The following is a 23,969-nucleotide window of genomic DNA, read 5'->3' on the forward strand; positions in this document are numbered from 1 at the left end:
GGTCGGCACCGGCTACTTCGACCAGATCGCCGCCGCCATCAACCCCGCCTCCACCACCACCGCGCTGCGCGGCTCGACCGAAGAAGAACAGTTCCACTAGAGACGGGCCCCTCCCGCCGGGCTGCGCACCGCCGCCCGGCGGGAAGGGCCGGCACCGCGTCACTCCGGTACGAGCACCACCTTGAGCGCCGAGTACGGGGCTCCCGGCGCCGCGGCGAGCGCGGCGAAGGCCACCTCGTGCTCCTCCAGCGGGAAGCGGTGGGTCACCAGCCGCTCCAGCGGCAGCCACCGGGCCAGTTCGATCGCCTTCGGGAACAGCCGGCCGTTGTAGTCCCCGGCCCCGATGATCTGCAACCCGCGCTGGAGGATCTCCAGCGGCCGCACGGTGGCCGACGCCTTGCTGTCGTACCCCATGATCACCACACGGCCGCGCGCCGCGGCGTACGCCAGGCTCTGTTCCAGCAGGTTGCCGACGGTGTCGACGACCACGTCACCGCGGCCCGCGAGCCCGGCCTCGTCCGGCGTGTGCACGCTCACCCGGCCGCCGCCGTCCTGCGCGAGGACCTCGCGGCACAGCTCCCGCCGGTACGGGTCCGGTTCGATCAGCAGGACCCGCGCACCGTAGTGCCGGGCCGCCATCGCGCAGACCACGCCCACCGGGCCGCCACCGACGATCACCGCGGTCTCGCCGGCCTCCAGCCGGCCCGCCTCGATGTTGTTCAGCGCGCACGCCAGCGGCTCCACTGCCACCGCGCGGTCGAAGTCCATGTCCTCCGGCACGGCGTGCACGAACCGCTCGGGCAGCCGCAGGTACTCGGCGAACCCGCCGTCCAGGTCGAGCCCGACCTCCGTACCGGCCTTGTTGACGCAGAAGTCCCCGTGCCCGCGCAGGCAGGCCGGGCAGCCGCCGCAGTACAGCGTCGGATTGACGATGACGCGGTCACCCGGCTGGTGCGCGGTCACCGCCGACCCCACCGCGTCCACGGTGCCGACCGCCTCGTGCCCCATCACCACGCCCGGCTCGGCCGGGAACTTGCCCACCAGCACGCTGCGGTCGGTGCCGCAGATGCCGGTCTGCGCGACCCGCACCACGACGTCGGTGGGCGCCGACGCCTCCGGCTTCGGGCGGTCGACCAGCGAAACGGTGTGCCACTCGTTGAAAATCAGGGCCTTCACGTGCTTCCTCCTGCCGTGGTGGGGAGGGCGCCGGGGATGTCCCACCGGATGGCGCCGAGCAGTTCCTTGTGCAGCTGGGGGGTGGCCGCCGCGATGCACGACTTCTGGTTCATCGGGTCCAGGTCGAGCAGCCCGGTGGTCCCCAGGTCGTCGCCGTAGGCGTCGGTGATGGTCACCCCGCTGCGTTTGGCGAGGAAGACCGCGGCGGCGATGTCGTACGGGAACAGGTGCAGGACCGAGCCGCGCCCGGCCTCCAGGAAGGCCGCCTCGGTACCCGGGTGGTCGCGCAGGACGCGGTTGCCGATGTCCACGTACGCGTCGAGCTGGCCGGTGATGATGCGCGAGATCGAGAACGTGGCGCTGTTGAACACGAAGACGCCGCCGGTGTTGGCGGACCGGTCCACCAGGTGCGCGTAGGCCGCCGCCATCAAGTGCATGGGGTGGCCGTTGAACTCGATCGACCAGAACATCTTCGCCGGGTCGGTGGTACGGCTCAGCCGGGGCAGCGGGTGCGGAAAGCCGCCGTGCGACAGCCCCTCCTCGTCGTCACCGTAGATCCACGCACCCGACTTGATCTCCAGCAGATGCGCCGCCGTGACGTCGTCCAGCGTCGGCGCGGACGTCGTCAGCGGCGCCGCGGCGATCGACACCATGCCCATCTCCAGCCCGGCCGAGGTGGGCCGGGTGCCGTCGATGGGGTCCACGACCAGCACGTACCGCGGCTCGGGCGCCAGCTCGACCAGCGAGCCGTCCTCGGTGTACACCGCGAGCGGCACCTCCGCGTGCTCGCGCAGGTACTCCAGTACGGCCCGCTCGGCCACCTCGTCCACGTCGAACTGGGCGTCGCCGCCGGGGGAGTCGCCGTGCACCCGACGGGCCAGGCCCCGGCCGGCGTAGGTCGTCAGCTCGGCCCTGACGTGCCGGCCCAGGCCGGTCAGCAGCTCCTTCATCTGCGTCATGAGGACAGCTCCGCGCGGAAGAGGCTCTCCAGACGGTCGCACAGCAGCTCGGCCTGGTCGAGGGTGAGGATCAGCGGCGGCCGGACCTTGAGCACGTTCCCGTAGCCGTACCGGGAGGTCCGCAGGATCAGCCCGTGCTGCCCGGCCGCGCCGGCCAGGTGGTTGGTCAGCTTGACGGCGGGCTTGCCGTCGGGGTGCGCCATCTCGAAACCGATCATGAGACCGACGCCCCGCACGTCGACGATGGCCGGGTGGCGGGTCTGCATGTCGGCGAGCCGGCCGAGGATGTAGTTGCCGGTGGCCCGCACGTTGGCCAGGAACTCCGGCTGCCGGACGATGTCGAGGGTGACGTTGGCCGCCGAGGCCGCCAGCAGGTTGGCGCCGTAGGTGAACGAGTGGTGATCGGCCGGAAGACCGGCCAGCCGCTCGTTGGTGAGGATCGCCGCCACCTGCGCGCCGGAACCCCCCAGACCCTTGGCGGTGGTGATGGCGTCGGGCTCCACGTCGAAGTGCTGCGCCGCGAACATCCGGCCCGTACGGCCGATCCCGGTCTGGATCTCGTCGAAGATCAGCACGATGTCGTGCTCGTCACAGAAGGCCCGCAGCTTCTGGAAGTAGCCGTCCGGCGGGACGATGTTGCCGCCGTTGCCGGAGATCGGCTCCACGATGACGGCGGCGACCTGCCCGGTGCTCGCGTACTCCAGGAAGTCCTCGATCCGGTCCACGCACATCATCCCGCAGCTGTCCTTCTTCTGCCCGTAGAAGCAGCGGAAGCAGTACGGGTCCGGCACCTGCAAGGTGCGCGGGAAGAGCGAGGGGAACGGCTCCTTGCGGAAGGCGTTGCCCGACATCGAGGTCATCATCATCGTCTGCCCGAGATGGCTGCGGAACAGGGAGACGACCTCCGAGCGCCCCGTCGCGTGCTGCGCCATCTTGATGACGCCCTCGTTGGCGGTGGAACCGCCGGAGACCTTCGGATGCACCTTGGTCAGGTTCGCGGGCGAGACCTCCACGAGGCGGTGCACCAGCCCGTCGATCGGTTCGCTGCGAACGGAGGAGGTCAGGTGGGCGAAGACGTCCAACTGCTCCTTCATCGCCGCGATGACGGCGGGGTGGGAGTACCCGAGGCTGAGATTGAAGGTCGCCGAGGCGCAGTCGATGAACTCGTTGCCGTCCTCGTCGTAAAGGTGGATCCCTTCGCCGCGCACCATCTTCCGGGCGCTGACGGGGTAATACAACAGATCTCGTACGTTCGTGCCGTCCATGGACATATCTCCTGGAAGAAGACGTACTGGTTCCGGATATCGGGTATGCGGATGGCTGGCCGCGCGGGTGCCCGGAAACGGGCGGCGCGGGACCGCCGAGGGCGGTGTGTGGTCCGGTGGCTGAGTCCTCACCGGTGGGCTTTACACCCTTTGCCGACACCGACCCTAACAGGGCGAGTGTTCATATCTCTTGATCACTTGTTAATCGGCTGGAAACCACCCGAGCGCTACGCGAGCGATCTGGGAACTGACTCGCGCGCACGACATCTGACCTGCTGACAAGGGGAGTTGAAGCGACCAGCGCCCGGCCGCCCGGACCATGGCGGACTTCCGTCGCAGCGCCCAGCGAGACTTCGACAAGACTCTAAGGGGCAGCATACGGAACAATGGGACGTTCGTTTCAGCGTCTTACGCAAAATTCAAACACTGTTGGTGATTCCTTTGGTGGTCGCTGGCTTCCAGTCAGCGCCGGGCGATGATCGTCGCCGCGGCCGGACGGTTGGAGCGCCCCGCGCACGACCAGCCCGGCGGGGACGGCCACTCCCCGGACCGCGAAGCGGGCCTTGCCGCACCGCGCGCGGCTCTGGCCGCCCTGTTCACACCCGACCGCGACACCCTGCGGCTGGCACCCGGGTCCCGATGACCGCACCTGACGCGTGCGCGTACGGCGAACTCGCCCGCCACCACCGGACGCTGGTGACGTTCGCGCTGCTGGGCGGGCTCGCCGTGTTCCTGGCCGGTTCGCTCGCCTGTGGTCTGGCCGGGACCATGGAGGTGCTGATCGTCTCCCGCGCGGTCCAGGGGTTGGGAGCGGGGGCCTTGCTCACCCTCGGTATGGCTCTGATCCGCGACCTCCACCCGCCCTCCCGCGCGGCGGGACTCATCCGCATGCAGACGGTGCTGGCCGCGATGATGGTGCTCGGCATGGTCGGCGGCCCGATCGTCGGCGGTCTGCTGGCCGACCACGCCGGCTGGCGCTGGGCGTTCTGGCTCAACCTCCCCCTGGGGCTGGCCGCCGCTGCCGTACTCACCCTCGTGCTGCCGGACCGCCGTTCCGCCTCCGCCCCTTCCGGCCGTCTCGACGTGGCCGGGGTCCTCCTGCTCACCGCCGGTCTCTCCCTGGCCCTGACCGGCCTCAGTCTCAAAGGCGACATCTCTGCCGGGCACCCCCTGCCGTGGTCGGACCCCGCAGTCGCCGGCTGCCTGCTCGCCGGCCTGGTCCTGCTCGCCCTGCTCGTCCCGGTCGAGCGGCGCGCGGCCGTCCCGGTCCTGCCGTTACGGCTGTTCCGAAACCGCACGTACAGCGCACTGTTGACCGGCGGATTCTTCTTCCAGGCCGCCGCTCTGCCGGTCGGGGTCCTCCTGCCGCTGTACTTCCAGTACGTCCGCGGCCATTCGGCCACCGTCTCCGGCCTCCTGCTGATCCCCCTGCTGATCGGCATGGCCTTGGGCAACCGGCTCACCGCCACCGCCGTCCTGCGCAGCGGCCGGGCCAAACCCGTGCTCCTGGCCGGTGCGGGGCTCCTGACCGCCGGCACCGCCGCCTTCGTCGCCTTGGACGCCGCGACGCCGTCGGCGCTGACCTCCGTATGGCTGCTCATCGCCGGGCTCGGCACGGGACCGGCCATGGGCGGCATCACCATCGCCACCCAGAACTGCGTCCCGCACGCCGATATGGGCACGGCCACCGCGGGCTCCGCCCTCGCCAAGCAGATCGGCGGCGCGTTCGGCCTGGCCTGCGTCCAGTCGCTGACGAGCCACCACCTCGCAACCGTGCCCGGCGCCCCGGCGACCGGCTCGACCACCGCTTCGGACATCGGCTCCACCGTTGCCTGGACCGGCGCCGTCGCCGGGCTCCTCGCTCTCGCGGCGCTCCTCCTGATGCGCGACCTCCCCACCCCCACCCCTGGGAGCCGACGCGGCAAGGCGCCGGGGAAGGGGTGTCAGGCCCCCCGCCCCGGCGCCGGTGTGAGGGGGCGCCGTTAGACGGCTGTGCGGGCCAGGGTCGAGCGCAGGTGTGCCAACGACGTGAAGACGTGGCCTCGCATGCCCAGGGTTTCGGCTGCCCGGACGTTGGCCTTGCGGTCGTCGACGAACAGGATGTGCTCGGGGGGCAGGCCGAAGGCCGTGCTGCACCAGGCGTAGGCGTCGGCCTCCGGCTTGGCGTGGCCGATGCGGCAGGAGAAGGCGAGGACCGAGAAGTGCTTCAGCCACTTCTGGTGCTCCTCGTAGTGCGCTGCCAATTCCTCGGGAATGTTCGACAGCAGGCCGATCGTGACGCCGTCGTCCGCCAGTCCGCGAACGTATTCCACCATCGTGTCGTCGACCCTGCTCCAACTCGCCACATCGGCGGCGGTCAGTTCCGCTACGCGTTCCTCGTCGAAGTGCGTGCCGAGCGCGTCGGCGACGGTGTGCCAGTATTGTGCGCCGTTCCGGTCGCCCCGGTCGTAAGGCTGCCGCAAAGCCCAGTAACTCTCCCAGAAGGCGTCATTGGAGACCCCGGCGGTGCGCTCCAGCCGGGCGCAGGCGGCCGGCGACTGGTGTCTGGCGATCACGCCGAACAGGTCGAAGAGCACTGCGGTCATCATGTCTCCTCGCGAGAGTCACACAACGTTCGCGTGAGTACACACTCGGGCTGGGTGACTGTCAACCGGCCATGGCCTTGACGGCGGTGGTGGCCAACCGGGCAAAGGGCGAGAACTCGCACCGGCTGTGTTGATGTGCTACATCAGCGGCATGAATGTCTCCGAACGCCACCGGTTCATCCTGGCCCTGCTGGCCGAGCGCAACCGGGCCTCCGTGGCCGAACTCGCCCGCTCCACCCAGACGTCGGAGATGACCATCCGCCGCGACCTGGAACTGCTGGAGTCCAGGGGCGCCCTGCGCCGGGTGCACGGCGGGGCGGTCACCGCGCTGCTCAGCGGGGTCGAACCGCCGTACGCGGTACGGGCCATGGTCGGCAACGAGACCAAGGCGAAGCTGGCCGACGTGGTCGTGCGGATGCTCAACGACGGGGAGACCGTCGCCCTGGACACCGGCACCACGGCGGTCGCCATCGCCCACGCCATGGCGGGCCGCCGGCTGACCGTCACCCCGCTGTCGCTGCACGCGACCATGCCGCTCGCCGAGCACGAGGGCATCCGCCTGCTGCTGCCGGGCGGCCAAGTCCGGCCGGGGGAGCTGTCGTTCTACGGGGAGACGGCGCTGCGTACGTTCGAGGACCTGCGGTACGACACCTTCGTCCTCGGGTGCTGCGGTGTGGACGCGGCCAACGGGGCCACCGCGTACAGCCTGGACGACGTGCACGTGAAGCGGGTCGCCGCGCGGTCGGCGCGGCGCATCATCCTGGTGGCGACCGCGGAGAAGCTGGGGCGGGTGGCGCTCGGCCGGATCTGTTCGGTCGAGCAGCTCGACGTCGTGGTGACCGATGCGCCCCAAGGCGGCGCCGTGGTCGAGGAGATGCGCGCCGCCGGCGTGAACATCGTGCACGTCTGACAGGGGGCGGCGCACCCCCTGTCGAACAGGTTTCATGTGCGTTATGGTCACTCGTGATGAGTGAATCGACTGCCCCCATCGCCGGGTCGCCGCCGTCGCGGCGCTTACGCACAGCGCGCGCCTGCACCTTCGCGGCCTTCGCGCTCAACGGGTTCGTGATGGGGATGTGGATCGTGCACATCCCCGCCGTCGAGCAGCAGGTCGGCATCACGCACGCCGTCCTGGGCTGGCTGCTGCTCTTCCTGGGCGGCGGAGCCTTCGTGGGCATGCAGCTCTGCGGGGTGCTGGCCGACCGCTTCGGCAGCCGGAACATCGTCTTGGCCGGCGGCGTGCTGTGCAGCGTCACGGTCGTACTGCCCGGCCTGGCCGGCTCGGCCTGGACCCTGGCGGCGGCCCTGCTGGCGCTGGGCTTCGGCAACGGATGCCTGGACGTCAGCATGAACACCCAGGCTGTTCAGGTCGAGCGCGGTTACGGCCGCCCGGTGATGTCGGCCTTCCACGCGGTCTTCTCGGTCGGCGGCGTCCTCGCCGCGCTGGTCGGCGCCCGCGCCATCAGCTGGGGCTGGCAGACCTCCCTCACGCTCGCCGGCGTGGCGGTGGCCGGGGTTCTGGCCACGCTCGCGCTGGTGCCCGGCCTGCTGCCCCCGGAAAGTCCCTCACCTGCCAAGTCGGGTCCGGTGGCGGAGGACCGTGCCGACGCTCCGGCCGCCGTGCCGGTGACACGACGCCGTACGCCGTCCCAGGTCTGGGCGCTGGGCGTACTCGCCCTCCTGCTCATGCTCTGCGAGGGCGTGGCGAACGACTGGAGTGTGCTGCACCTCAAGGACGTGCTCGACGCCCCCGCCGCGACCGCCGCACTGGCCTACGGCGGATTCGCCACCGCCATGACCGTCGGCCGGTTCGCCACCGACCGGGTGGTGGCCCGCTTCGGCCGGGTGCGCGTCGTACGGTACGGCGCCGGCTTCGCCGCATTCGGCCTGGCGGCCGCCGCGCTCTCCCCGTGGATACCCCTCGCCCTGCTGGGCTGGACCTTTTTCGGCATCGGCCTGTCCGGGTGCATTCCGCAGTTCTTCACCGCCGCGGGAAATGTGGACCCGGCGTCCTCCGGAGCGAACGTCTCGAAAGTCGCCGGCATGGGATATGTGGGAATGCTGGCCGGACCCGCCGTCATCGGACCGCTCACGCACCTCGTGCCCCTGAACCTGACCTTCCTTCTTCCCGTCGCGTTCTGTGTGGCGGCGGTATGCGCTGCCGGAATTCTCCGCCCGGCGCGCAGCGAGACCACCGCGCCCGAACCCGCGCCGGCCGACGCGTGAACTCCCCACCCGCGCCGGCCGCGACCGGTACCGGCACCCCGAGCCTCGCCGACTACGTCGGCAGGCGGCGTATCCACCCGCGGGCGCACGCCACCACCCGGGACGACCTGCTCGCCGCCCTGGCCCACGGCCTGCACGCCGCGGGCGCCGTCTCCGACGCCCGCGCCTTCGCCTCCGCGGTCCGCCGGCGGATGTCCCGGGGCGCCACCGGCTTCCACGGCATCGCCCTGCTCGCCGCCCGCAGCCGCGCGGTGTCCGCACCGGCGGCCGCCTTCGCCCGCGTCCCCGCGCGACTCGGCTGGCGCGGCACCGACGGCCGGCCGGTGTCCGACGTGTTCGTCCTGGCCGTCCCGAAGAAACTCCAGGACCCCCACGCCGCCCAGGTGTTCTCGCTCCTCGCCCGCCACAGCGCCCACCCGGGCTTCCACCGCCTGCTGCGAGCGGCCCACACCACCGACGACCTGTACGAGCTGTTCCGGCTCGTCCGCTGAGCGGCGGCCCGGCCGCCGGGAAAATTCAGGGTGGCAGGAGCGGCGCCACCGCTTACCCTGCGCACCATGACACTTCTGACGTGCGATCACGACCGTTATTGCGACCGAATTCTCGCGGAGACCGGCGAATTCGCGGCCGCCATCGCCGGCGCCGACCTCTCGGTCACCGTGCCCACCTGCCCCGACTGGTCCCTGCGTGAACTCGTCGTGCACGTCGGCCAGGCCCAGCGCTGGTACGAGGCGAACGTCCGCGCCCGGGCGGCCGAACGCCTGCCGTTCACCACCGGAGCCCCGGCCGACGACGCCGGTCCGGAGGCACTCGGTGCCTGGCTGACCGAGGGTGCGGACCGGCTCGTGAACACGCTGCGGGACGCCGGCCCCGACGAGAAGATGTGGGCATGGGGCGAGTCGCAGCGCAGCGGGTTCTGGGCCCGGCGGGCGATGAACGAGACGATGGTCCACCGCGCTGACGCGGCGCTGGCCGCGGGGCGCGGGTTCACAGCGGAACCGTGGGCCGCCGCGGACGCCGTGGACGAGTTCCTGATGATGCTGTCCACTCCCGAGGCGCTCACACACAAGCCGCAGCTGGCCGAGCTGCGCGGGCCGGGCAAGAGCATCCACCTGCACGCCACCGACACGGCCGCCGACCTGAACGCCGAGTGGGTCATCGAGTTCGAGGATGAGGGCTTCTCCTGGCGCCGGGGCCACACCGAGGCGACGGTCTCCGTGCGCGGCACGATGCTGGACGTCCTGTGGGTCCTCTTCCGGCGGCTCCCGGCGGACAGTGACCGAGTGAAGATCCTCGGCGACGCGCGGCTGCTGGACTTCTGGCTGGAGCGGGCCACGTTCTGAGGCGTGCCCGGGGGCCGGCCGCGAACCCGGGCCGGGCACGGAACGGAGCCCGGCCCGGGTTCGTGACACGCCGGTCAGGAAGCCGGGTCCGTGCCCAGCTTCACCGCGCGGTTGTGCTCATCGACGAAGACGACCCGGCTCCAGCGTGCGGGCCTCCGCGTCGTCGACCGTGGCGTAGCCGATGAGGATGACGATGTCGCCGGGGGCCACCAGCCGCGGTCGACCGGCACGGAACCCATGTGGTTCAGGTTGGCCTCGGTGATCTCGGTGTGCGCGAGGTCGAGGTGCGGGCGGGTGTTTCCAGGGGCGGTTCGTGCTGTGTGCGGGGGAGTTCACCGACGCCACCACCCCGCTGACGGGGCCTGACCAAGGCTCGCCCAGGCTCGCGAACTGCGCCGCGGGACGGTGGTCCTGGCCTGCCTGGCGCTGCTCCGGGAGCCGAGTTACGGCTATGCGCTCCTGGAGACGCTCAACGGCGCCGGGGTCTCCGTAGACGGCAACACCCTCTATCCCTTGCTGCGCAGGCTGGAGAAGCAGGGCCTGCTCACCAGCGAGTGGAACACCGACGAACCCCGGCCGCGGAAGTTCTACCGGGTGAGCCCCGACGGCTCCCTGGTCCTCGCCGGCCTGGTCCGCGAGTGGCAGGACCTCTCGGCCACGATCGCACGACTTACCGAGGAGAACGGATGAGCACCAGCACCCTCACCGAGCGCTACGTGGAGGAGGTCGTCCGGCGGCTCCCGGCCGACCAGCGCGACGACATCGGCGAGGAGCTGCGCGCCACGATCGCCGACACCGTCGAGGCCCGCGCGGCGGCGGACCCGCGGTCGGCCGAGCGCGAGGTGCTCACCGAGATGGGCGACCCCGTCCGGTACGCGGCCCGCTACACCGGCCGGCCGCTGGCGCTGATCGGGCCGAACCACTACCCGGTGTAGATACGCCTCCTGGTGCTGCTGCTGTCCACCGTGCTGCCGGTGGTGACCGTCGTGGCCGTACTGGTGGAACTGGCCGACAGCGGCGACGTCGGCGCGGCGGTCGGCGAAGGCGTCACCACCGTACTGACGCTGGGCGCCCAGATGGTCGCCTGGCTCACCCTCTTCTTCGCCCTGGCCGACCGGTTCCGCGGCCGCGACGGCGCGCCCGCCCGCACCCGCGCGTGGGCCGTCACCGACCTGCCCGAGCCCCGGAAGAAGGAGAAGGGCGGCGTCATGGTCGCCCTCGGAGCGGCGTGGTACGCGCTGCTGATCTCCCTGACCGTGTGGCAGCACGTCGCGAAGCCCTACGGGTCCGACGGCCACGGCGGAGGCAAGTCTGTCGAGGTGCTCGACCCGGCCCTGTGGTCGGGCTGGATCTGGCCCGTCCTCCTCGGCCTCGCCGGCATGTTGGCGGTCTCGGCGGCCCGGATCTCCCTACAGAGGTGGACCGTTCGCCTCGCCGTCCTGAACGCCGCGGCCCGGGCCGTGTTCGCCCTGCCGCTCGCCTGGGTCCTCCACCGCCGGATGTTCTTCAACCCGGAGTTCCTGAAGACCGCGGGTACGGAAGCGCTGACCCGGCAGGTCTACTCGGGGCTGGCCGTCATCGTGCTCCTGCTCGCCGCGAGCGCCGTGTGGACGGGCTTCCGCTCGGCCCGGCGCTGAGCAGGGCCCCTCGTCAGCGGCGCCGAACCGGTGAACCCCGTCGTCAAGGCCACCGGGGTGCCGTTCTCGTGAGCCCCGGGGCCGAGGCGGCCCGAGGGGCCAGTCGCTGCCGCTGCCGCGGTCGTGAGGCAGGAGAAAGGGGCCCGGCGCCGGAGGGCCGCGGAATCCGCAGCTGTCGAAGTACGCGCAGAGGTGCCGCCGCGCCCCTGCCAGACCCACATTCGCGCAGGTCTGGCCGGGGCGCGGCGGCACCGTAGCGTCAGATGTCCCGGAAGATCTCGATCTGCGCCCCGATCGAGTTGAGCCGTTCCGCCAGGTCCTCGTAACCCCGGTTGATGACATAGACGTTGCGCAGGACGGACGTGCCCTCGGCGGCCATCATGGCGAGGAGGATGACGACGGCGGGGCGCAGGGCCGGGGGGCACATCATCTCGGCGGAGCGCCAGCGGGTGGGGCCGTCGACCAGGACGCGGTGCGGGTCGAGCAGTTTGACCTGGGCGCCGAGGCGGTTGAGGTCGGTGAGGTAGATCGCGCGGTTGTCGTAGACCCAGTCGTGGATCAGGGTCTGCCCCTGGGCGCTGGCCGCGATGGCCGCGAAGAAGGGGACGTTGTCGATGTTCAGGCCGGGGAACGGCATGGGGTGGATCTTGTCCAGGGGGGCCTGGAGCTTGGAGGGGCGGACCGTCAGGTCGATGAGGCGGGTGCGGCCGTTGTCGGCGGCGTACTCGGCGCTGCGCTCGTGGTTGAGGCCCATCTCTTCCAGGACGGCGAGTTCGATCTCCAGGAACTCGACCGGGACGCGGCGGATGGTCAGTTCGGACTCGGTGACCACGGCGGCGGCGAGCAGGCTCATCGCCTCGACGGGGTCCTCGGACGGCGCGTAGTCCACGTCGCGGTCGATGTGCGCGACGCCGTGCACGGTCAGGGTGGTGGTGCCGACGCCCTCGACCCGTACGCCCAGCTCCTCCAGGAAGAAGCACAGGTCCTGGACCATGTAGTTGGAGGACGCGTTGCGGATGACCGTGACGCCGTCGTGCCGGGCCGCGGCCAGCAGGGCGTTCTCGGTGACGGTGTCGCCGCGCTCGGTCAGCACGATCGCGCGCTTGGGGGAGACGGAGCGGTCGACGTCGGCGTGGTAGGTGCCCTCCGTCGCGGTGATCTCCAGGCCGAAGTGGCGCAGCGCCGTCATGTGCGGCGTGATCGTCCGCGTGCCGAGGTCGCAGCCGCCCGCGTACGGGATCTTGAAGTGGTCCATGCGGTGCAGCAGCGGGCCGAGGAACATGATGACGCTGCGGGTGCGGCGTGCCGCCTCCGTGTCCATGGCGTCCAGGTCCAGTTCGGCCGGCGGCACGATTTCCAGGTCGTTGCCGTCGTTGATCCAGCGGGTGCGGACGCCGACGCTGCCCAGCACCTCCAGGATCCGGTAGACCTCCTCGATGCGGGCCACCCGACGCAGCGTGGTGCGGCCCGCGTTGAGGAGCGTGGCGCACAGGAGCGCCACGCACGCGTTCTTGCTCGTCTTGACGTCGATGCTGCCGGACAGGCGCCGGCCGCCGACGACGCGAAGGTGCATGGGTCCCGCATACCCGAGCGAGACGATTTCACTGTCGAGGGCCTCGCCGATCCGCGCGATCATCTCAAGGCTGATGTTCTGGTTGCCGCGTTCGATGCGGTTGACCGCGCTTTGGCTCGTACCGAGTGCCTCCGCGAGCTGCGTCTGGGTCCAGCCCCGGTGCTGTCGCGCGTCGCGGATGAGCCTGCCGATGCGTACGAGGTAGTCGTCTGCCATGAGGAAGACGTTATCTCACATATGAGATCTCTGCTGAGTCTGGGTTGTTCTACTACAATGCAAACAATGGGAAAGGGGTGCTTCATGGACGCCGTGCACGCCGGGCCCGCCTCCGGGCGGCCCGCCTTCCGCCCCGGACGGGCGCTGATCGCCGTACTGCCGTTCCTGCTCGCCGTGGCCGTCGTGACGGCGGTCTTCTGGGCGTTGCGGGACCGGCTGCCCGACCCGCTGGCGGTGCACTTCACCGCCGGCGGCAACAGCGACAATTTCGCCTCTCCCGCCGACTTCCTCATGATGTGGCTGGGTATGCCAGTCGTCTTCGGCGCCGTCATCGGCGCACTGGTGCTGCGCGACGCGGCGGCGGGCGCCCTGCGCTGGGCGATCAGTGTCGGCTACGGACTGGCGGCGCTCTTCGGCTATCTGGGTGTGGTGACCCTGCTGGGCAACGCGGACACCGGCGACGCGGCGGCCGTCCGGATACCGCTGTGGCACCTGGGCGCGACGCTCGGCGTGGCGCTGCTCGCCGGGGCGGTGGGCCGGCTGTGCGCCGGCCGCGACCACGTCCGGGCGGACGCGGTGCCCGGGCCGTCGGAAGCGGTGCCCTCGCTGGCCCTCGCGGACGGCGAGAGCGCCGGCTGGTCCCGCACCGTGAACTCCTCCGCGCTGCTCGCCCTCGGGCCGGGGTTCCTCGCCGTCGCGCTGCTCATCGGCGTCACGGCGAGTTGGGCCGGCGCCGCGTGCATGGCTCTCGCGAGCCTGATCTGCGTCGCGTTCGCGAGCGTACGGGTCACCGTCGACCGCCACGGCCTGACGGTCGCCTCGCCCCTCGTATCGCGCCCCCGCCTGCGCATCCCCCTCGGCCGGGTGGAGGAGGCGGGCACCCAGCAGGTCAGCCCGCTGCGCGACTTCGGCGGCTGGGGATACCGCATCCGGTCGGGGCGCAGCGGTATCGTGCTGCGCTCCGGTGAGGCGCTGGCGCTGCGGCTGGCCGGCGGCCGGGTGTTCGTGGTGACCGTGGACGACGCGGCCACCGCGGCCGCACTGCTCAACGCGCTCGCCGGCCGGTACCGTACCGGCGCGGGACCGTCGGCCGACCGCGCCCACGACCCCGGACGAGGAGTCTGACGTGCTCTTCCGCGTCGATCACGCTTCCCCGGTGCCGCTCGGCGACCAGATCGCGGCCTCGGTCCGCGGCGCCCTCGCCGACGGCACCGTGGGCGCGGGCGAGCGCCTGCCCGCGGCCCGTGCGGTCGCCGAGTCCCTGGGCGTCAACGTCCACACGGTGCTCCGCGGATACCAGCGCCTGAAGGAGGAGGGCCTGATCGAACTGCGCCGGGGGCGCGGCGCCGTGGTGACCGGCGACGCCTCGGCGGGCCGCGTCCGCCTCACCGAACGCGTCGGCCAGCTGGTGGCCGAGGCCCGCTCCCTCGGCCTGACCGACGACGAGGTCGTGGCCATGGTCCGTACCGGACTGGCGTCGGGGTGAGGCGCGGGCTCCGGGCCCCGGGGGCGCCGCCGGGCCCTCAGCTCCGCAGGAACTCCAGTAGGGAATCGGTGCGGCCGAGCAGGGCGTGGCCGGCCTCGGGCAGGACGTGCACGGTCGCGTGGGGTACGCACTGGCGGATGCGCCGCGCGGTGCCCGCGGAGTCGAACAGGACGTCGCGGGCACCGACGGTCACCTGGACGGGTACGGCCAGGCCGCGCAGCGCGTCGTCGGAGAAGACGGGCAGCCGCTCCGTGCGCGGCTTGAACTGGGTGAAGGTCAGCACCACCTGGTCGAGGACGGGCCCGTCCCGCGGTGTGTCCAGGCCCGTGACGACCCCCGCCGACCGGCGTATCCCTTCCTTGCCGAACAGGCGCAGGAACAGGGCCTTGGCCAGCCAGCCCGTCTTCTGCCTGCCCACGCCGCCGGGGCACAGCAGGGCCAGCCGGGCCACCCGCTCCGGCCGGCGGATCGCGTAGTCCAGGGCCACCCAGCCACCGAGGGAGGCCGCGACGACCGCGGCGTTCGCGATCCCGATGCCGTCCAGTACCTCGTCCAGCCACCGGGCGTAGGCGTCGGAGGCCAGGGGCGGGCGGGACGGCGCGCTCAGCCCGGGTTCGCCGATGATGTCGACGGCGTACGTACGGAAGTGCCGCGACCAGATGGCGACGTCGTCCCACCACATCGTGGTGTTCGCGCCCGAGCCGTGCAGCAGTAACAGGGGCGGGGCGTCCCGCGGACCGGAGGCGAGGACGAACGTCTCTCCTTCGCGGGTCGGTATCCGCATCTCCTCGGAGGGAACCGGCCACGCGTCCAGCGATTCCCGGTACCGGCGCCGGATCTCCTCCCCGCCGGCCGTGGATTTGTAGATCGCGCTCATGACGCGAGCACCCCTTCCATGTAGTCGAACAGCCGGGCGGTGTCGCCCAGGGAGCCGATGACGATGACCTTCATCCGGGCCCGTTCCGTGTCGTAGACCGTCTCGATCCGCAGCGGGCTGCCGCCGGGGCCGCGGGTGGCGGCCGCGCTCGTCAGGAGGGTGGTCAGGCGGTGGGCCGTCTCCGCGCCGACCGCGTCGATCTCCACGATGCTCGACACCTCGGTGTGCCGGTCCCGCCAGGTGGTCTCACCGAGGGGTTCGGGCACCGGGCGGCCGGTGAACGCCTCCAGGTCGGCGTGCGCGATCCGGTACTGCTTGCCGATGCGCACGGCGGGCAGCCGCCCGTCCCGTACGTAGTTGCGGACGGTGCGCGCGTGCAGGCCCAGGCGCTCGGCCACCTGTTCCACGGAGTAAAGATGATCGCTCACAGGGATACCGTAAACTTCCCTATCGGTGAGATCAATAGGGAAGTTTGCGGAAAGTGCGGAAAGTAGGGAGTGCCTTTACCGCGTCGCGCCCCGCGTTCGTACCAGCAGCCACAGGAAGTACGGCGTCCCGATGACCGCCGTGAGCAGCCCCGCTCCCAGCTGGGCCGGCGCGATCACCGTGCGGCCCACCACGTCCGCCGTACCGACCAGCGCCGCGCCCAGCAGCACCGCCACCGGCACCACCCGCACGTGCCGGCGGCCCACCAGAGCACGCGCCGCGTGCGGGGCGACCAGCCCCACGAAGGCGATGGTTCCGGCAGCGGCGACGGCCGCAGCACTCAGCAGAACGCCCAGCGCCAGGAATCCGAGGCGCGCCTGGGGAACCCCCAGCCCGAGCAGCCGCGGGGTGTCCTCGTCGAGCGAGACGAGGTCGAGTTCGGTGCGCCGCGCGACCGCCACGACGAGCCCCGCCACGAGGACGACGGCGAGCGGCAGCAGGCCGGGCAGGGTGCGCCCGTACGTCGAACCGGACAGCCAGGTCAGCGCCTTGGTGGCGTTGAACGGGTCGGTGAGGACGATGAACAGGCTGATCAGGGCGGCGCTCGCGGTGGCGGTGCCCATGCCGACCAGGACCAGGCGGTTCTGCCGGAAGCCGCCGCGCGCGGACAGCCCGAACACGAGCGCGGACGCCAGGGCGGCGCCCGCGAAGGCGGCGGCGGCGAGTCCCGCCGGCCCGGCCTCCGGAACGGTCGTCACCAGGATCACCGCGCCCAGCGCCGCGCCGCCGGAAACGCCCATGACGCCCGGTTCGGCGAGCGGGTTGCGGGTCACCGCCTGGACCAGGGTGCCTGCCAGGGCGAGCGCCGCACCCGCGAGGAGGGCGGCGAGCACCCGCGGCACCCGGGTGTCGAGGACGAAGGCGACGGCCCGCCCGGCCCTGCCCTGGGCCCAGTTCGCGACGTCGCCGAGCAGCAGCTTGGAGTCGCCGAGCAGTACGGAGGCGATGGCCACCGCGACCAGCACCGCCACCAGCGTCCCGGCCACGGCCAGGAAGACGGTCCGGCTGCGGATGCGCAGCCGGTCGGGCGGGGCGGCGGCGCCGGTGTCCCGGCCCCTGGTCGCCAGCACCACCAGGAAGACGGCGCCGACCAGGCTCGTCACCACTCCGGTCGGCACGGCGACCGCCACGTCGGCCGGCACCAGCGCCCGCAGGACGACGTCCGAGCCGAGCACCAGCGCCGCACCGGCCAGCGCGGACCGTGTCACGTTCGCGCGCAGCCGGGAGAAGCCGCGGTAGCGGCGCGCCAGCAGGCGTACGACGGCAGGTGCGCACAGCCCGACGAAGCCGATCGGCCCGGCGAGGGTGACGGCCGCGGCGGACAGCAGCGCGGCCAGCACGGTGGTGGTCACCCGGGTGGCCCGCACCGGTACGCCCAGCCCCCGCGCGGCGTCGTCGCCGAGGGCCAGGGCGTCGACCCGGCGGGCGGCCAGCAGCAGCCCCGCCAGTCCGGCGACGGCGAGCGGCAGCATCCACAGCACCCCGCCGAAACCGTTCTGCGCGATGCTGCCCTGGTTCCAGGCGTACAGCCCCTCCGTCCGCTGGGGGAACAGCAGCAGCAGCCCCTCCGTGACGGAAGTGAGCCCGAGCGTCAGAGCGCTGCCCGCCAGCACCAGCCGTACGGTCCCGGCTCCCAGGCCGGACAGCCCGAGCACGACGGCCGCGGCCGCCAGGCCGCCGGCGAAGGCGACGCCGGAGGAGGCGAGCAGCGGCAGCGAGACGCCGGTCGTGGCGGCCAGCCCGAGCGAGAGGTAGGAACCGGCGTTGACCGCGAGGGTGTCGGGCGCGGCGAGCACGTTGCGGCTGACGGCCTGGAGGGCGGCGCCCGCCGCGCCGAGCACCGCGCCGACGAGGAGCCCGGCGGTCATGCGCGGCAGCCGCGAGGCGACGACGACGGAGGCGTCGGCCGGGTCGGCCCGCCCGGTGAGCGCCTTCCACACCTCCGCGGCGCCGGCACCGGCGGTGCCCTGGGCGATGTCCGCGAGCGCGAGGGCGGCGATCAGCAGGACGAGCACGGCCGTCACCGCTGCCGCGCCGCCTTTCCGTGATGCCGCCGCGGCGGTGGGGGCAGGGGGAGCGGTGGTGGTGACGGCCATGATGTCTACGCGCGCCTCGCCGTCACTTCTTCAGCGCGGCGACGACGGAGTCGACGTACGACTCCATCGACCCGGTGCCGCCGAACATCCACACACCGTCGGGCAGCCGGTGCACCTTGCCCGCCTCCACGAACGGCAGCGACTTCCACACCGCGTTGTCCGCGAGCGCCCCGGTGAACGGATTGCTGCTCTTGTCGTCGTCGCTGCCGATGTACGCGAACTCCACGTCACCGAGCTTGGTCAGCCCTTCGACGTCGGTCTTGCCGAGCCCGTAGGCCGGGTCGCCCTTCATCGTCCACGGGTTCTTCAGCCCGAGCTTCTCGTTCACCGCGCCGACCAGCGAACCGCCGGTGTACGGCCGGATGGTCACCTGGCTGCCGGTCACATAGCCGTCGGCGAAGGCGAACTCCGTGTCCTTGCGCCCGGCCTTCTCCAGCTCCCGCCTGCCCTCCGCCAGCTTCGCCTCGAAGCCCTTCTTGAGCTTGCCGGCCTGCTCGGTCGTGCCCGTGGCCTTGGCGATCAGATCCAGGTCCTCGGTCATCTGCCCGATCGGGTCGGCGGCGTCGGCGGCCTTCAGCTCCAGCACCGGGGCGATCTTGCGCAGCTGCGTGAGGGCGGCCTTGGGCAGGTCGGTGGTGGCGACGATGAGGTCGGGCGCGATCGCGGCGACGGCGTCCATGCTCGGCTCGCCGCGCGTGCCGATGTCCCTCGGTTCGTTCTTCAGCGGAACGGCCTTGTCCCAGGACTTGTACCCCTTGACGTCGGCGACACCGGCCGGTGCGACACCCAGCGAGACCAGGTGCTCGACGACGTTCCACTCGGTGCCGACGACCTTCTTGGCGGGCCCGTCCAGCTCCACCTTCGTACCGGAAGCGCCGGTGAGGGTGATGGGTCCGGCGGACTTCTCCGTCTGGTCGGCGGCGGGCTCGGTGGTGCCGCACGCGCTCAGGGCGAGCGCGGCGGCGGTGGCCGCCGCGACGGTGAGGAGGAGGCGTCTCATGAGGTGGCACCGAGCCTTTCGCTGTGCGCGTCGCGCGCGTTGTGCTTGCTGTCTTGCCCCGGGACGTCGTTTGGCGTCCGGCGGGTGAGGTAGCGGCCGATCGCGCGGGTACGCAGCCGCCCGGTCAACGGGTCGGTGGAGACCTCGATCCGGATGCCGTACGTGTCCGTCAGCCGCTCCGGAGTGAGCACGTCCCCGGGCTCGCCGTCCGCGATCACCCGGCCCTCCCGGAGCAGCACGACGCGGTCGGCGACGGCCGCCGCCTGGTCCAGGTCGTGCAGCACCACTCCGACGGCGATCCCGTGGTCGTCCGCCAAGTCGCGTATCAGGTCGAGCAGTTCCACCTGATACCGCAGGTCGAGGTAGGTCGTGGGCTCGTCCAGCAGCAGTACGCCGGTCTCCTGCGCGAGGCACCCGGCGAGCCATACGCGTTGCAGCTGGCCACCGGAGAGGTGCTCGGCCCCCCGCTCGGCCAGGTCGGCGACCCCGGTCATGCCGAGCGCCCGGTCCACCGCCGCGCTCCCGCCCGGGTCGGTCCGGCCCCAGCGCCCCCGGTACGGGTACCGCCCGAACTCCACGACGTCCCGCACGGTCAGCCCACTGGGCGTGGGCCGCCCCTGGGGCAGCAGCGCCACGCGCCGCGAGAACTCACGGGGCGTCAGCGCGAGGCCGTCCGTTCCCTCGCCGAGGGCCAGCGCCGCGCTCCGCGCCCGCTGCAACCGCGCCGCGGTCCGCAGCAGCGTCGACTTCCCGCTGCCGTTCGGCCCGACCAGCGCGGTCACCTGTCCTGCCGCCAGTTCGAGGGATGCCTCGTGCACGACGTCGACGCCGTCGTACGCCACGGTGACACCCGTGGCGGAGAGGGCGTGGCCGCGGGATCGCGCGGCGTGGGGGAGTTCTTCACCGACCTTCACGAAACGAAGGTTAGCCTAACCTAATTTTTTGCTGCGGCCCGGCGTCGTTCGCGCGCGGCGTCCGCGTGATGGCGGGCCGGGCACGCATGACCGCGCGGCGGGGATGTACTAGAGTTATCTCGACATCGAGATATCTGCCGGGAGGCGTACCGCTGCCGCGCTAGTAAGGCTTGCCTAACTTAGCCTTACCTTAGCTGATCGGCAAGGATCTGTGACGGCAGGATTGCGGTGGTACGCGCGAATCATGCATTGAAGGAGACTGTCGTGTCGGCGAACAGCTTCGACGCCCGCAGCACGCTGCGCGTGGGCGACGAGTCGTACGAGATCTTCAGGCTGGACAAGGTCGAGGGCTCCGCCCGCCTTCCGTACAGCCTGAAGGTGCTGCTGGAGAACCTGCTCCGCACCGAGGACGGCGCGAACATCACCGCCGACCACATCCGCGCGCTGGGCGGCTGGGACTCCCAGGCGCAGCCCAGCCAGGAGATCCAGTTCACGCCGGCCCGCGTGATCATGCAGGACTTCACCGGCGTGCCGTGCGTCGTGGACCTCGCGACCATGCGTGAGGCCGTCAAGGAACTGGGCGGCGACCCCGCCAAGATCAACCCGCTGGCCCCGGCCGAGCTGGTCATCGACCACTCCGTCATCGCCGACAAGTTCGGCACCGCCAACGCCTTCCAGCAGAACGTGGAGCTGGAGTACGGCCGCAACAAGGAGCGCTACCAGTTCCTGCGCTGGGGCCAGACCGCCTTCGACGAGTTCAAGGTCGTCCCGCCCGGCACCGGCATCGTCCACCAGGTCAACATCGAGCACCTGGCCCGTACGGTCATGGTCCGTAACGGCCAGGCGTACCCCGACACCCTCGTCGGCACCGACTCGCACACCACCATGGTCAACGGCCTGGGCGTGCTGGGCTGGGGTGTCGGCGGCATCGAGGCCGAGGCCGCGATGCTGGGCCAGCCGGTCTCCATGCTCATCCCGCGCGTCGTCGGCTTCAAGCTGACCGGTGGGCTCAAGCCCGGCACCACCGCCACCGACCTGGTGCTGACCATCACCGAGATGCTGCGCAAGCACGGTGTCGTCGGCAAGTTCGTCGAGTTCTACGGCGAGGGCGTCGCCGCCACCTCGCTGGCCAACCGCGCCACCATCGGCAACATGTCGCCGGAGTTCGGCTCCACCGCCGCGATCTTCCCGATCGACGACGAGACCCTGAACTACCTGAAGCTGACCGGCCGCTCCGAGCAGCAGGTCGCCCTGGTCGAGGCGTACGCCAAGGAGCAGGGCCTGTGGCTGGACCCGGCCGCCGAGCCGGACTTCTCCGAGAAGCTGGAGCTGGACCTGTCGACGGTCGTCCCGTCGATCGCCGGCCCCAAGCGCCCGCAGGACCGCATCGTCCTGGCCGAGGCCGCCCAGCAGTTCGCGCAGGACGTGCGCAACTACGTCAGCGAGGCCGACCTCGACGAGGCGGGCAAGGAGTCCTTCCCGGCCTCCGACTCCCCGGCGGTCTCCAACGGCACGCCCAGCAAGCCGACCCAGGTCGTCGCCGCTGACGGCTCGGTGTTCGAGATCGACCACGGCGCCGTCACCGTCGCCGCGATCACCTCCTGCACCAACACCTCGAACCCCTACGTCATGGTCGCCGCCGCGCTGGTGGCCAAGAAGGCGGTCGAGAAGGGCCTGTCCCGCAAGCCCTGGGTCAAGACCACCCTCGCCCCCGGTTCGAAGGTCGTCACCGACTACTTCGACAAGGCGAACCTGACGCCCTACCTGGACAAGATGGGCTTCAACCTGGTCGGCTACGGCTGCACCACCTGCATCGGCAACTCCGGTCCGCTGGACGAGGAGATCTCGAAGGCGATCAACGAGGCCGACCTCGCGGTCACCTCGGTGCTCTCCGGCAACCGCAACTTCGAGGGCCGGATCAACCCCGACGTCAAGATGAACTACCTGGCGTCCCCGCCGCTGGTCGTCGCGTACGCCATCGCCGGCTCCATGAAGGTGGACATCACCACCGAGGCGCTCGGCACCGACCAGGACGGCAACCCGGTCTACCTCAAGGACATCTGGCCCTCCGAGGCCGAGGTCAACGACGTCGTGGCCAACGCCATCGGCGAGGACATGTTCTCCAAGTCGTACGAGGACGTCTTCGCGGGCGACGCCCAGTGGCAGGCGCTGCCGATCCCGACCGGCAACACCTTCGAGTGGGACACCGAGTCCACCTACGTGCGCAAGCCCCCGTACTTCGAGGGCATGACGATGGAGACCAGCCCGGTCTCCGACGTCCAGGGCGCCCGCGTCCTGGCCAAGCTGGGCGACTCGGTCACCACCGACCACATCTCCCCGGCCGGTGCGATCAAGGCCGACACCCCGGCCGGCCAGTACCTCACGGAGCACGGCGTCGAGCGCCGCGACTTCAACTCCTACGGCTCGCGCCGCGGCAACCACGAGGTCATGATCCGCGGCACGTTCGCCAACATCCGCCTGCGCAACCAGATCGCGCCGGGCACCGAGGGCGGCTTCACCCGCGACTTCACCCAGGCGGACGGCCCGGTGTCGTTCATCTACGACGCGTCGCAGAACTACCAGGCGGCCGGCATCCCGCTGGTCATCCTGGCCGGCAAGGAGTACGGCTCCGGCTCGTCCCGCGACTGGGCCGCCAAGGGCACCGCGCTGCTCGGCGTCAAGGCCGTCATCGCCGAGTCCTACGAGCGCATCCACCGCTCGAACCTCATCGGCATGGGCGTCCTCCCGCTCCAGTTCCCCGAGGGCGCCTCGGCGCAGTCGCTGGGCCTGACCGGCGAGGAGACCTTCGACATCACCGGCGTGACCGCCCTGAACGACGGCGGCATCCCGGAGACCGTCAAGGTCAAGGCCGCCCGCGGCGGAGCCGCTGACGGTGACAGTGTGGAGTTCGACGCCAAGGTGCGCATCGACACCCCCGGCGAGGCGGACTACTACCGCAACGGCGGCATCATGCAGTACGTGCTGCGCTCGCTGATCCGCAAGTAAGCCGCACGGCCGCCGCGCGCGAGCGGCGGCACGACAAGGGCCGCACCCCCGCTGGGGGTGCGGCCCTCGGTCGTTGCCGGATCCGCGGGGGTTAGAACATCCAGCTGTAGATGTTGTAACCGAAGCCGATCTGCTGGCGCGGCTCGAAGGGAGCCGAGGCGTTGCCGGTGCCCTTGTAGAGCCACAGCGTGCCGTCGTTGCCGCGGGCGATCAGGTCCGCGCGGCCGTCGAGGTCCACGTCACCGGTGGAGACGAGGGCGTTGTACATGTTCCAGCCCGCGCCGATCTTGGTGCGCGGCTCGAAGGGCGCCTTGTAGTCGCCGGTGCCCTTGTAGAGCCACAGGACGCCGGAGGCGTCCCGGGCCACGATGTCGGCCTGGCCGTCGCCGGTCAGGTCGCCCTTGCCGGTGATCTGGGTGTAGGCGTTCCAGCCGCCACCGATCTTGACCCGCGAGGACACCTGGCCGTTGTCGTAGCCCAGGTAGGCCCACAGCACGCCGGAGGGGTCGCGGGCGAGGACGTCGTACGCCCCGGCGCCGCCGATGTCGCCCGGCGACAGCACCTTGTTGTACATGTTCCAGCCGCCGCCGACCGTACGGTTCTCGGTCGGGGAGTTGAAGTACAGGTTGCCGGCGTTGTCCCACGCCCACATGCCGTCCCGGTCGCCGTCGCCGTTGTTGTCGACCGGGGACGCGGCCTTGAGCAGCTCCCAGCCGTCGGTGACGAACATGCGGTCGTCGAGCCCGCCCTGGCCGTCCAGCGTGTACTGGTACAGGAAGCCGGAGGAGCGCTCGATGCCGAAGAGGCCGAACACGGGGGTGGCGGACGCGGCCCTGGCGCGGGCGGTCGCCCCGGCCTTCGGCGCGGCCTGCGCCGCCTTGCTGAGCTTCTTCACGGGGGCGGGCGCCGGGGCGTCGGCCACCGCTGCCGAGGCACTGGTGCCGACCAGGGCGGCGGCGATCGCCGCGACAGCCAGGCGCGACAGGGCGCGCCCGTGCTTACGGCCGGGAAGTTTGGCCACGTAATTCTCCATTTGCCATGTGATGAGACGCAACGCGCCTACATGAGGCGCGTTGCGGGATCCTCTGGATCTTTGCACAAGGTCTTCACATGTCAACTGTTTT

The 23,969-nt window shown here is 71.3% G+C and carries 23 protein-coding genes; 12 read left to right on the forward strand and 11 right to left on the reverse strand.

All coding sequences use genetic code 11. From position 1 onward, the window contains the following. Window positions 1-159 precede the first annotated feature (159 nt). From ACH4K4_RS26685 to ACH4K4_RS26695, 3 genes are read right to left on the reverse strand one after another with little or no spacing between them, the layout of a single operon-like run. Window positions 160-1,176, reverse strand: a complete 1,017-nt coding sequence (locus ACH4K4_RS26685; protein WP_398170655.1) for a zinc-binding dehydrogenase — start codon at window positions 1,174-1,176, stop codon at window positions 160-162. Beyond that, a complete protein-coding gene (locus ACH4K4_RS26690) occupies window positions 1,173-2,135 on the reverse strand; it encodes an inositol monophosphatase family protein (protein WP_398170657.1) in 963 nt (320 codons plus the stop codon). The genes ACH4K4_RS26685 and ACH4K4_RS26690 overlap by 4 nt, the downstream gene beginning before the upstream one ends. Continuing rightward, on the reverse strand, window positions 2,132-3,400 hold the full coding sequence (locus ACH4K4_RS26695; RefSeq protein ID WP_398170658.1) for an aspartate aminotransferase family protein: 1,269 nt from the start codon (window positions 3,398-3,400) through the stop codon (window positions 2,132-2,134). The genes ACH4K4_RS26690 and ACH4K4_RS26695 overlap by 4 nt, the downstream gene beginning before the upstream one ends. A 475-nt stretch (window positions 3,401-3,875) precedes the next feature. On the opposite strand from ACH4K4_RS26695, the gene ACH4K4_RS26700 reads away from it, so the two are divergent. After that, window positions 3,876-4,043: a hypothetical protein gene (locus ACH4K4_RS26700; protein WP_398170659.1), complete on the forward strand. Its 168-nt coding sequence runs from the start codon at window positions 3,876-3,878 to the stop codon at window positions 4,041-4,043. After that, a complete protein-coding gene (locus tag ACH4K4_RS26705; RefSeq protein WP_398170661.1) occupies window positions 4,040-5,386 on the forward strand; it encodes an MFS transporter in 1,347 nt (448 codons plus the stop codon). Before ACH4K4_RS26700 ends, ACH4K4_RS26705 begins: the two co-directional genes overlap by 4 nt. Here the strand turns inward: ACH4K4_RS26705 and ACH4K4_RS26710 are convergent. Continuing rightward, window positions 5,383-5,988 carry an HAD family hydrolase gene (locus tag ACH4K4_RS26710; protein WP_398170662.1) on the reverse strand — a complete coding sequence of 202 codons (606 nt, stop codon included), beginning with the start codon at window positions 5,986-5,988 and terminating at the stop codon, window positions 5,383-5,385. The genes ACH4K4_RS26705 and ACH4K4_RS26710 overlap by 4 nt on opposite strands. 148 nt (window positions 5,989-6,136) lie before the next feature. Between ACH4K4_RS26710 and ACH4K4_RS26715 the strand changes: the two genes are divergently transcribed. The 7 genes from ACH4K4_RS26715 to ACH4K4_RS26745 all read left to right on the forward strand — a co-directional run bounded on the left by ACH4K4_RS26715 (window position 6,137) and on the right by ACH4K4_RS26745 (window position 11,191). Next, window positions 6,137-6,895: a DeoR/GlpR family DNA-binding transcription regulator gene (locus ACH4K4_RS26715; RefSeq protein ID WP_398170663.1), complete on the forward strand. Its 759-nt coding sequence runs from the start codon at window positions 6,137-6,139 to the stop codon at window positions 6,893-6,895. Between the two features lie 56 nt (window positions 6,896-6,951). After that, entirely contained in the window at window positions 6,952-8,211 is a 1,260-nt protein-coding gene (locus ACH4K4_RS26720; protein WP_398170665.1) for an MFS transporter, read from the forward strand. Next, a complete protein-coding gene (locus ACH4K4_RS26725; protein ID WP_398170666.1) occupies window positions 8,208-8,702 on the forward strand; it encodes a PTS sugar transporter subunit IIA in 495 nt (164 codons plus the stop codon). The genes ACH4K4_RS26720 and ACH4K4_RS26725 overlap by 4 nt, the downstream gene beginning before the upstream one ends. A gap of 66 nt (window positions 8,703-8,768) precedes the next feature. Next, a complete protein-coding gene (locus ACH4K4_RS26730) occupies window positions 8,769-9,554 on the forward strand; it encodes a maleylpyruvate isomerase family mycothiol-dependent enzyme (protein WP_398170667.1) in 786 nt (261 codons plus the stop codon). A 405-nt stretch (window positions 9,555-9,959) separates the two neighbouring features. Further along, window positions 9,960-10,244 (forward strand): PadR family transcriptional regulator, encoded by a 285-nt coding sequence (locus ACH4K4_RS26735; protein ID WP_398170669.1) that lies wholly within the window; start codon window positions 9,960-9,962, stop codon window positions 10,242-10,244. Further along, complete coding sequence (locus ACH4K4_RS26740; protein ID WP_398170670.1) at window positions 10,241-10,489, forward strand: HAAS signaling domain-containing protein; 249 nt, start codon at window positions 10,241-10,243, stop codon at window positions 10,487-10,489. The genes ACH4K4_RS26735 and ACH4K4_RS26740 overlap by 4 nt, the downstream gene beginning before the upstream one ends. 12 nt (window positions 10,490-10,501) lie before the next feature. Next, window positions 10,502-11,191: a hypothetical protein gene (locus ACH4K4_RS26745; protein ID WP_398170671.1), complete on the forward strand. Its 690-nt coding sequence runs from the start codon at window positions 10,502-10,504 to the stop codon at window positions 11,189-11,191. 259 nt (window positions 11,192-11,450) lie between these two features. Here the strand turns inward: ACH4K4_RS26745 and ACH4K4_RS26750 are convergent, their stop codons facing one another. Beyond that, window positions 11,451-12,980, reverse strand: coding sequence for a UDP-N-acetylglucosamine 1-carboxyvinyltransferase (locus tag ACH4K4_RS26750; protein ID WP_360130922.1), 1,530 nt, complete (start codon window positions 12,978-12,980; stop codon window positions 11,451-11,453). Between the two features lie 66 nt (window positions 12,981-13,046). Between ACH4K4_RS26750 and ACH4K4_RS26755 the strand changes: the two genes are divergently transcribed. Continuing rightward, window positions 13,047-14,105: a DUF1648 domain-containing protein gene (locus ACH4K4_RS26755; RefSeq protein WP_398170673.1), complete on the forward strand. Its 1,059-nt coding sequence runs from the start codon at window positions 13,047-13,049 to the stop codon at window positions 14,103-14,105. A gap of 1 nt (window position 14,106) precedes the next feature. Beyond that, complete coding sequence (locus tag ACH4K4_RS26760) at window positions 14,107-14,466, forward strand: GntR family transcriptional regulator (RefSeq protein WP_398170675.1); 360 nt, start codon at window positions 14,107-14,109, stop codon at window positions 14,464-14,466. Between the two features lie 37 nt (window positions 14,467-14,503). Here the strand turns inward: ACH4K4_RS26760 and ACH4K4_RS26765 are convergent, their stop codons facing one another. From ACH4K4_RS26765 to ACH4K4_RS26785, 5 genes are all read right to left on the reverse strand, one after another. Beyond that, window positions 14,504-15,343, reverse strand: coding sequence for an alpha/beta fold hydrolase (locus ACH4K4_RS26765; protein WP_398170677.1), 840 nt, complete (start codon window positions 15,341-15,343; stop codon window positions 14,504-14,506). Further along, on the reverse strand, window positions 15,340-15,771 hold the full coding sequence (locus tag ACH4K4_RS26770; protein WP_398170679.1) for a helix-turn-helix domain-containing protein: 432 nt from the start codon (window positions 15,769-15,771) through the stop codon (window positions 15,340-15,342). The genes ACH4K4_RS26765 and ACH4K4_RS26770 overlap by 4 nt, the downstream gene beginning before the upstream one ends. A gap of 75 nt (window positions 15,772-15,846) precedes the next feature. Beyond that, the gene (locus tag ACH4K4_RS26775) at window positions 15,847-17,925 is read right to left on the reverse strand and encodes an iron ABC transporter permease (RefSeq protein WP_398170681.1); all 2,079 of its coding nucleotides are present in this window, start codon (window positions 17,923-17,925) and stop codon (window positions 15,847-15,849) included. 22 nt (window positions 17,926-17,947) lie between these two features. Continuing rightward, the gene (locus tag ACH4K4_RS26780) at window positions 17,948-18,925 is read right to left on the reverse strand and encodes an ABC transporter substrate-binding protein (protein WP_398170682.1); all 978 of its coding nucleotides are present in this window, start codon (window positions 18,923-18,925) and stop codon (window positions 17,948-17,950) included. Beyond that, window positions 18,922-19,839, reverse strand: coding sequence for an ABC transporter ATP-binding protein (locus ACH4K4_RS26785; RefSeq protein WP_398170683.1), 918 nt, complete (start codon window positions 19,837-19,839; stop codon window positions 18,922-18,924). Before ACH4K4_RS26785 ends, ACH4K4_RS26780 begins: the two co-directional genes overlap by 4 nt. A 264-nt stretch (window positions 19,840-20,103) precedes the next feature. Here ACH4K4_RS26785 and acnA point away from each other — a divergent pair, with 264 nt between their 5' ends. After that, window positions 20,104-22,845, forward strand: coding sequence for an aconitate hydratase AcnA (gene acnA, locus ACH4K4_RS26790; RefSeq protein ID WP_398170684.1), 2,742 nt, complete (start codon window positions 20,104-20,106; stop codon window positions 22,843-22,845). Between the two features lie 91 nt (window positions 22,846-22,936). Here acnA and ACH4K4_RS26795 read toward each other — a convergent pair whose 3' ends face one another. Further along, window positions 22,937-23,866 carry an FG-GAP repeat domain-containing protein gene (locus tag ACH4K4_RS26795; RefSeq protein ID WP_398170686.1) on the reverse strand — a complete coding sequence of 310 codons (930 nt, stop codon included), beginning with the start codon at window positions 23,864-23,866 and terminating at the stop codon, window positions 22,937-22,939. Window positions 23,867-23,969 lie beyond the last annotated feature (103 nt).

Source organism: Streptomyces sp. NPDC017529 (assembly GCF_044329785.1).
GTDB lineage: Bacteria > Actinomycetota > Actinomycetes > Streptomycetales > Streptomycetaceae > Streptomyces.

Bases quoted from the DNA above. Each gene is read 5' to 3' on its own strand.
- ACH4K4_RS26690 (WP_398170657.1), bottom strand. From the start codon at position 2,135: ATGACGCAGATGAAGGAGCTGCTGACCGGCCTGGGCCGGCACGTCAGG.
- ACH4K4_RS26695 (WP_398170658.1), bottom strand. From the start codon at position 3,400: ATGGACGGCACGAACGTACGAGATCTGTTGTATTACCCCGTCAGCGCC.
- ACH4K4_RS26700 (WP_398170659.1), top strand. From the start codon at position 3,876: ATGATCGTCGCCGCGGCCGGACGGTTGGAGCGCCCCGCGCACGACCAG.
- ACH4K4_RS26705 (WP_398170661.1), top strand. From the start codon at position 4,040: ATGACCGCACCTGACGCGTGCGCGTACGGCGAACTCGCCCGCCACCAC.
- ACH4K4_RS26710 (WP_398170662.1), bottom strand. From the start codon at position 5,988: ATGATGACCGCAGTGCTCTTCGACCTGTTCGGCGTGATCGCCAGACAC.
- ACH4K4_RS26715 (WP_398170663.1), top strand. From the start codon at position 6,137: ATGAATGTCTCCGAACGCCACCGGTTCATCCTGGCCCTGCTGGCCGAG.
- ACH4K4_RS26720 (WP_398170665.1), top strand. From the start codon at position 6,952: ATGAGTGAATCGACTGCCCCCATCGCCGGGTCGCCGCCGTCGCGGCGC.
- ACH4K4_RS26730 (WP_398170667.1), top strand. From the start codon at position 8,769: ATGACACTTCTGACGTGCGATCACGACCGTTATTGCGACCGAATTCTC.
- ACH4K4_RS26740 (WP_398170670.1), top strand. From the start codon at position 10,241: ATGAGCACCAGCACCCTCACCGAGCGCTACGTGGAGGAGGTCGTCCGG.
- ACH4K4_RS26750 (WP_360130922.1), bottom strand. From the start codon at position 12,980: ATGGCAGACGACTACCTCGTACGCATCGGCAGGCTCATCCGCGACGCG.
- ACH4K4_RS26755 (WP_398170673.1), top strand. From the start codon at position 13,047: ATGGGAAAGGGGTGCTTCATGGACGCCGTGCACGCCGGGCCCGCCTCC.
- ACH4K4_RS26765 (WP_398170677.1), bottom strand. From the start codon at position 15,343: ATGAGCGCGATCTACAAATCCACGGCCGGCGGGGAGGAGATCCGGCGC.
- ACH4K4_RS26775 (WP_398170681.1), bottom strand. From the start codon at position 17,925: ATGGCCGTCACCACCACCGCTCCCCCTGCCCCCACCGCCGCGGCGGCA.
- ACH4K4_RS26780 (WP_398170682.1), bottom strand. From the start codon at position 18,925: ATGAGACGCCTCCTCCTCACCGTCGCGGCGGCCACCGCCGCCGCGCTC.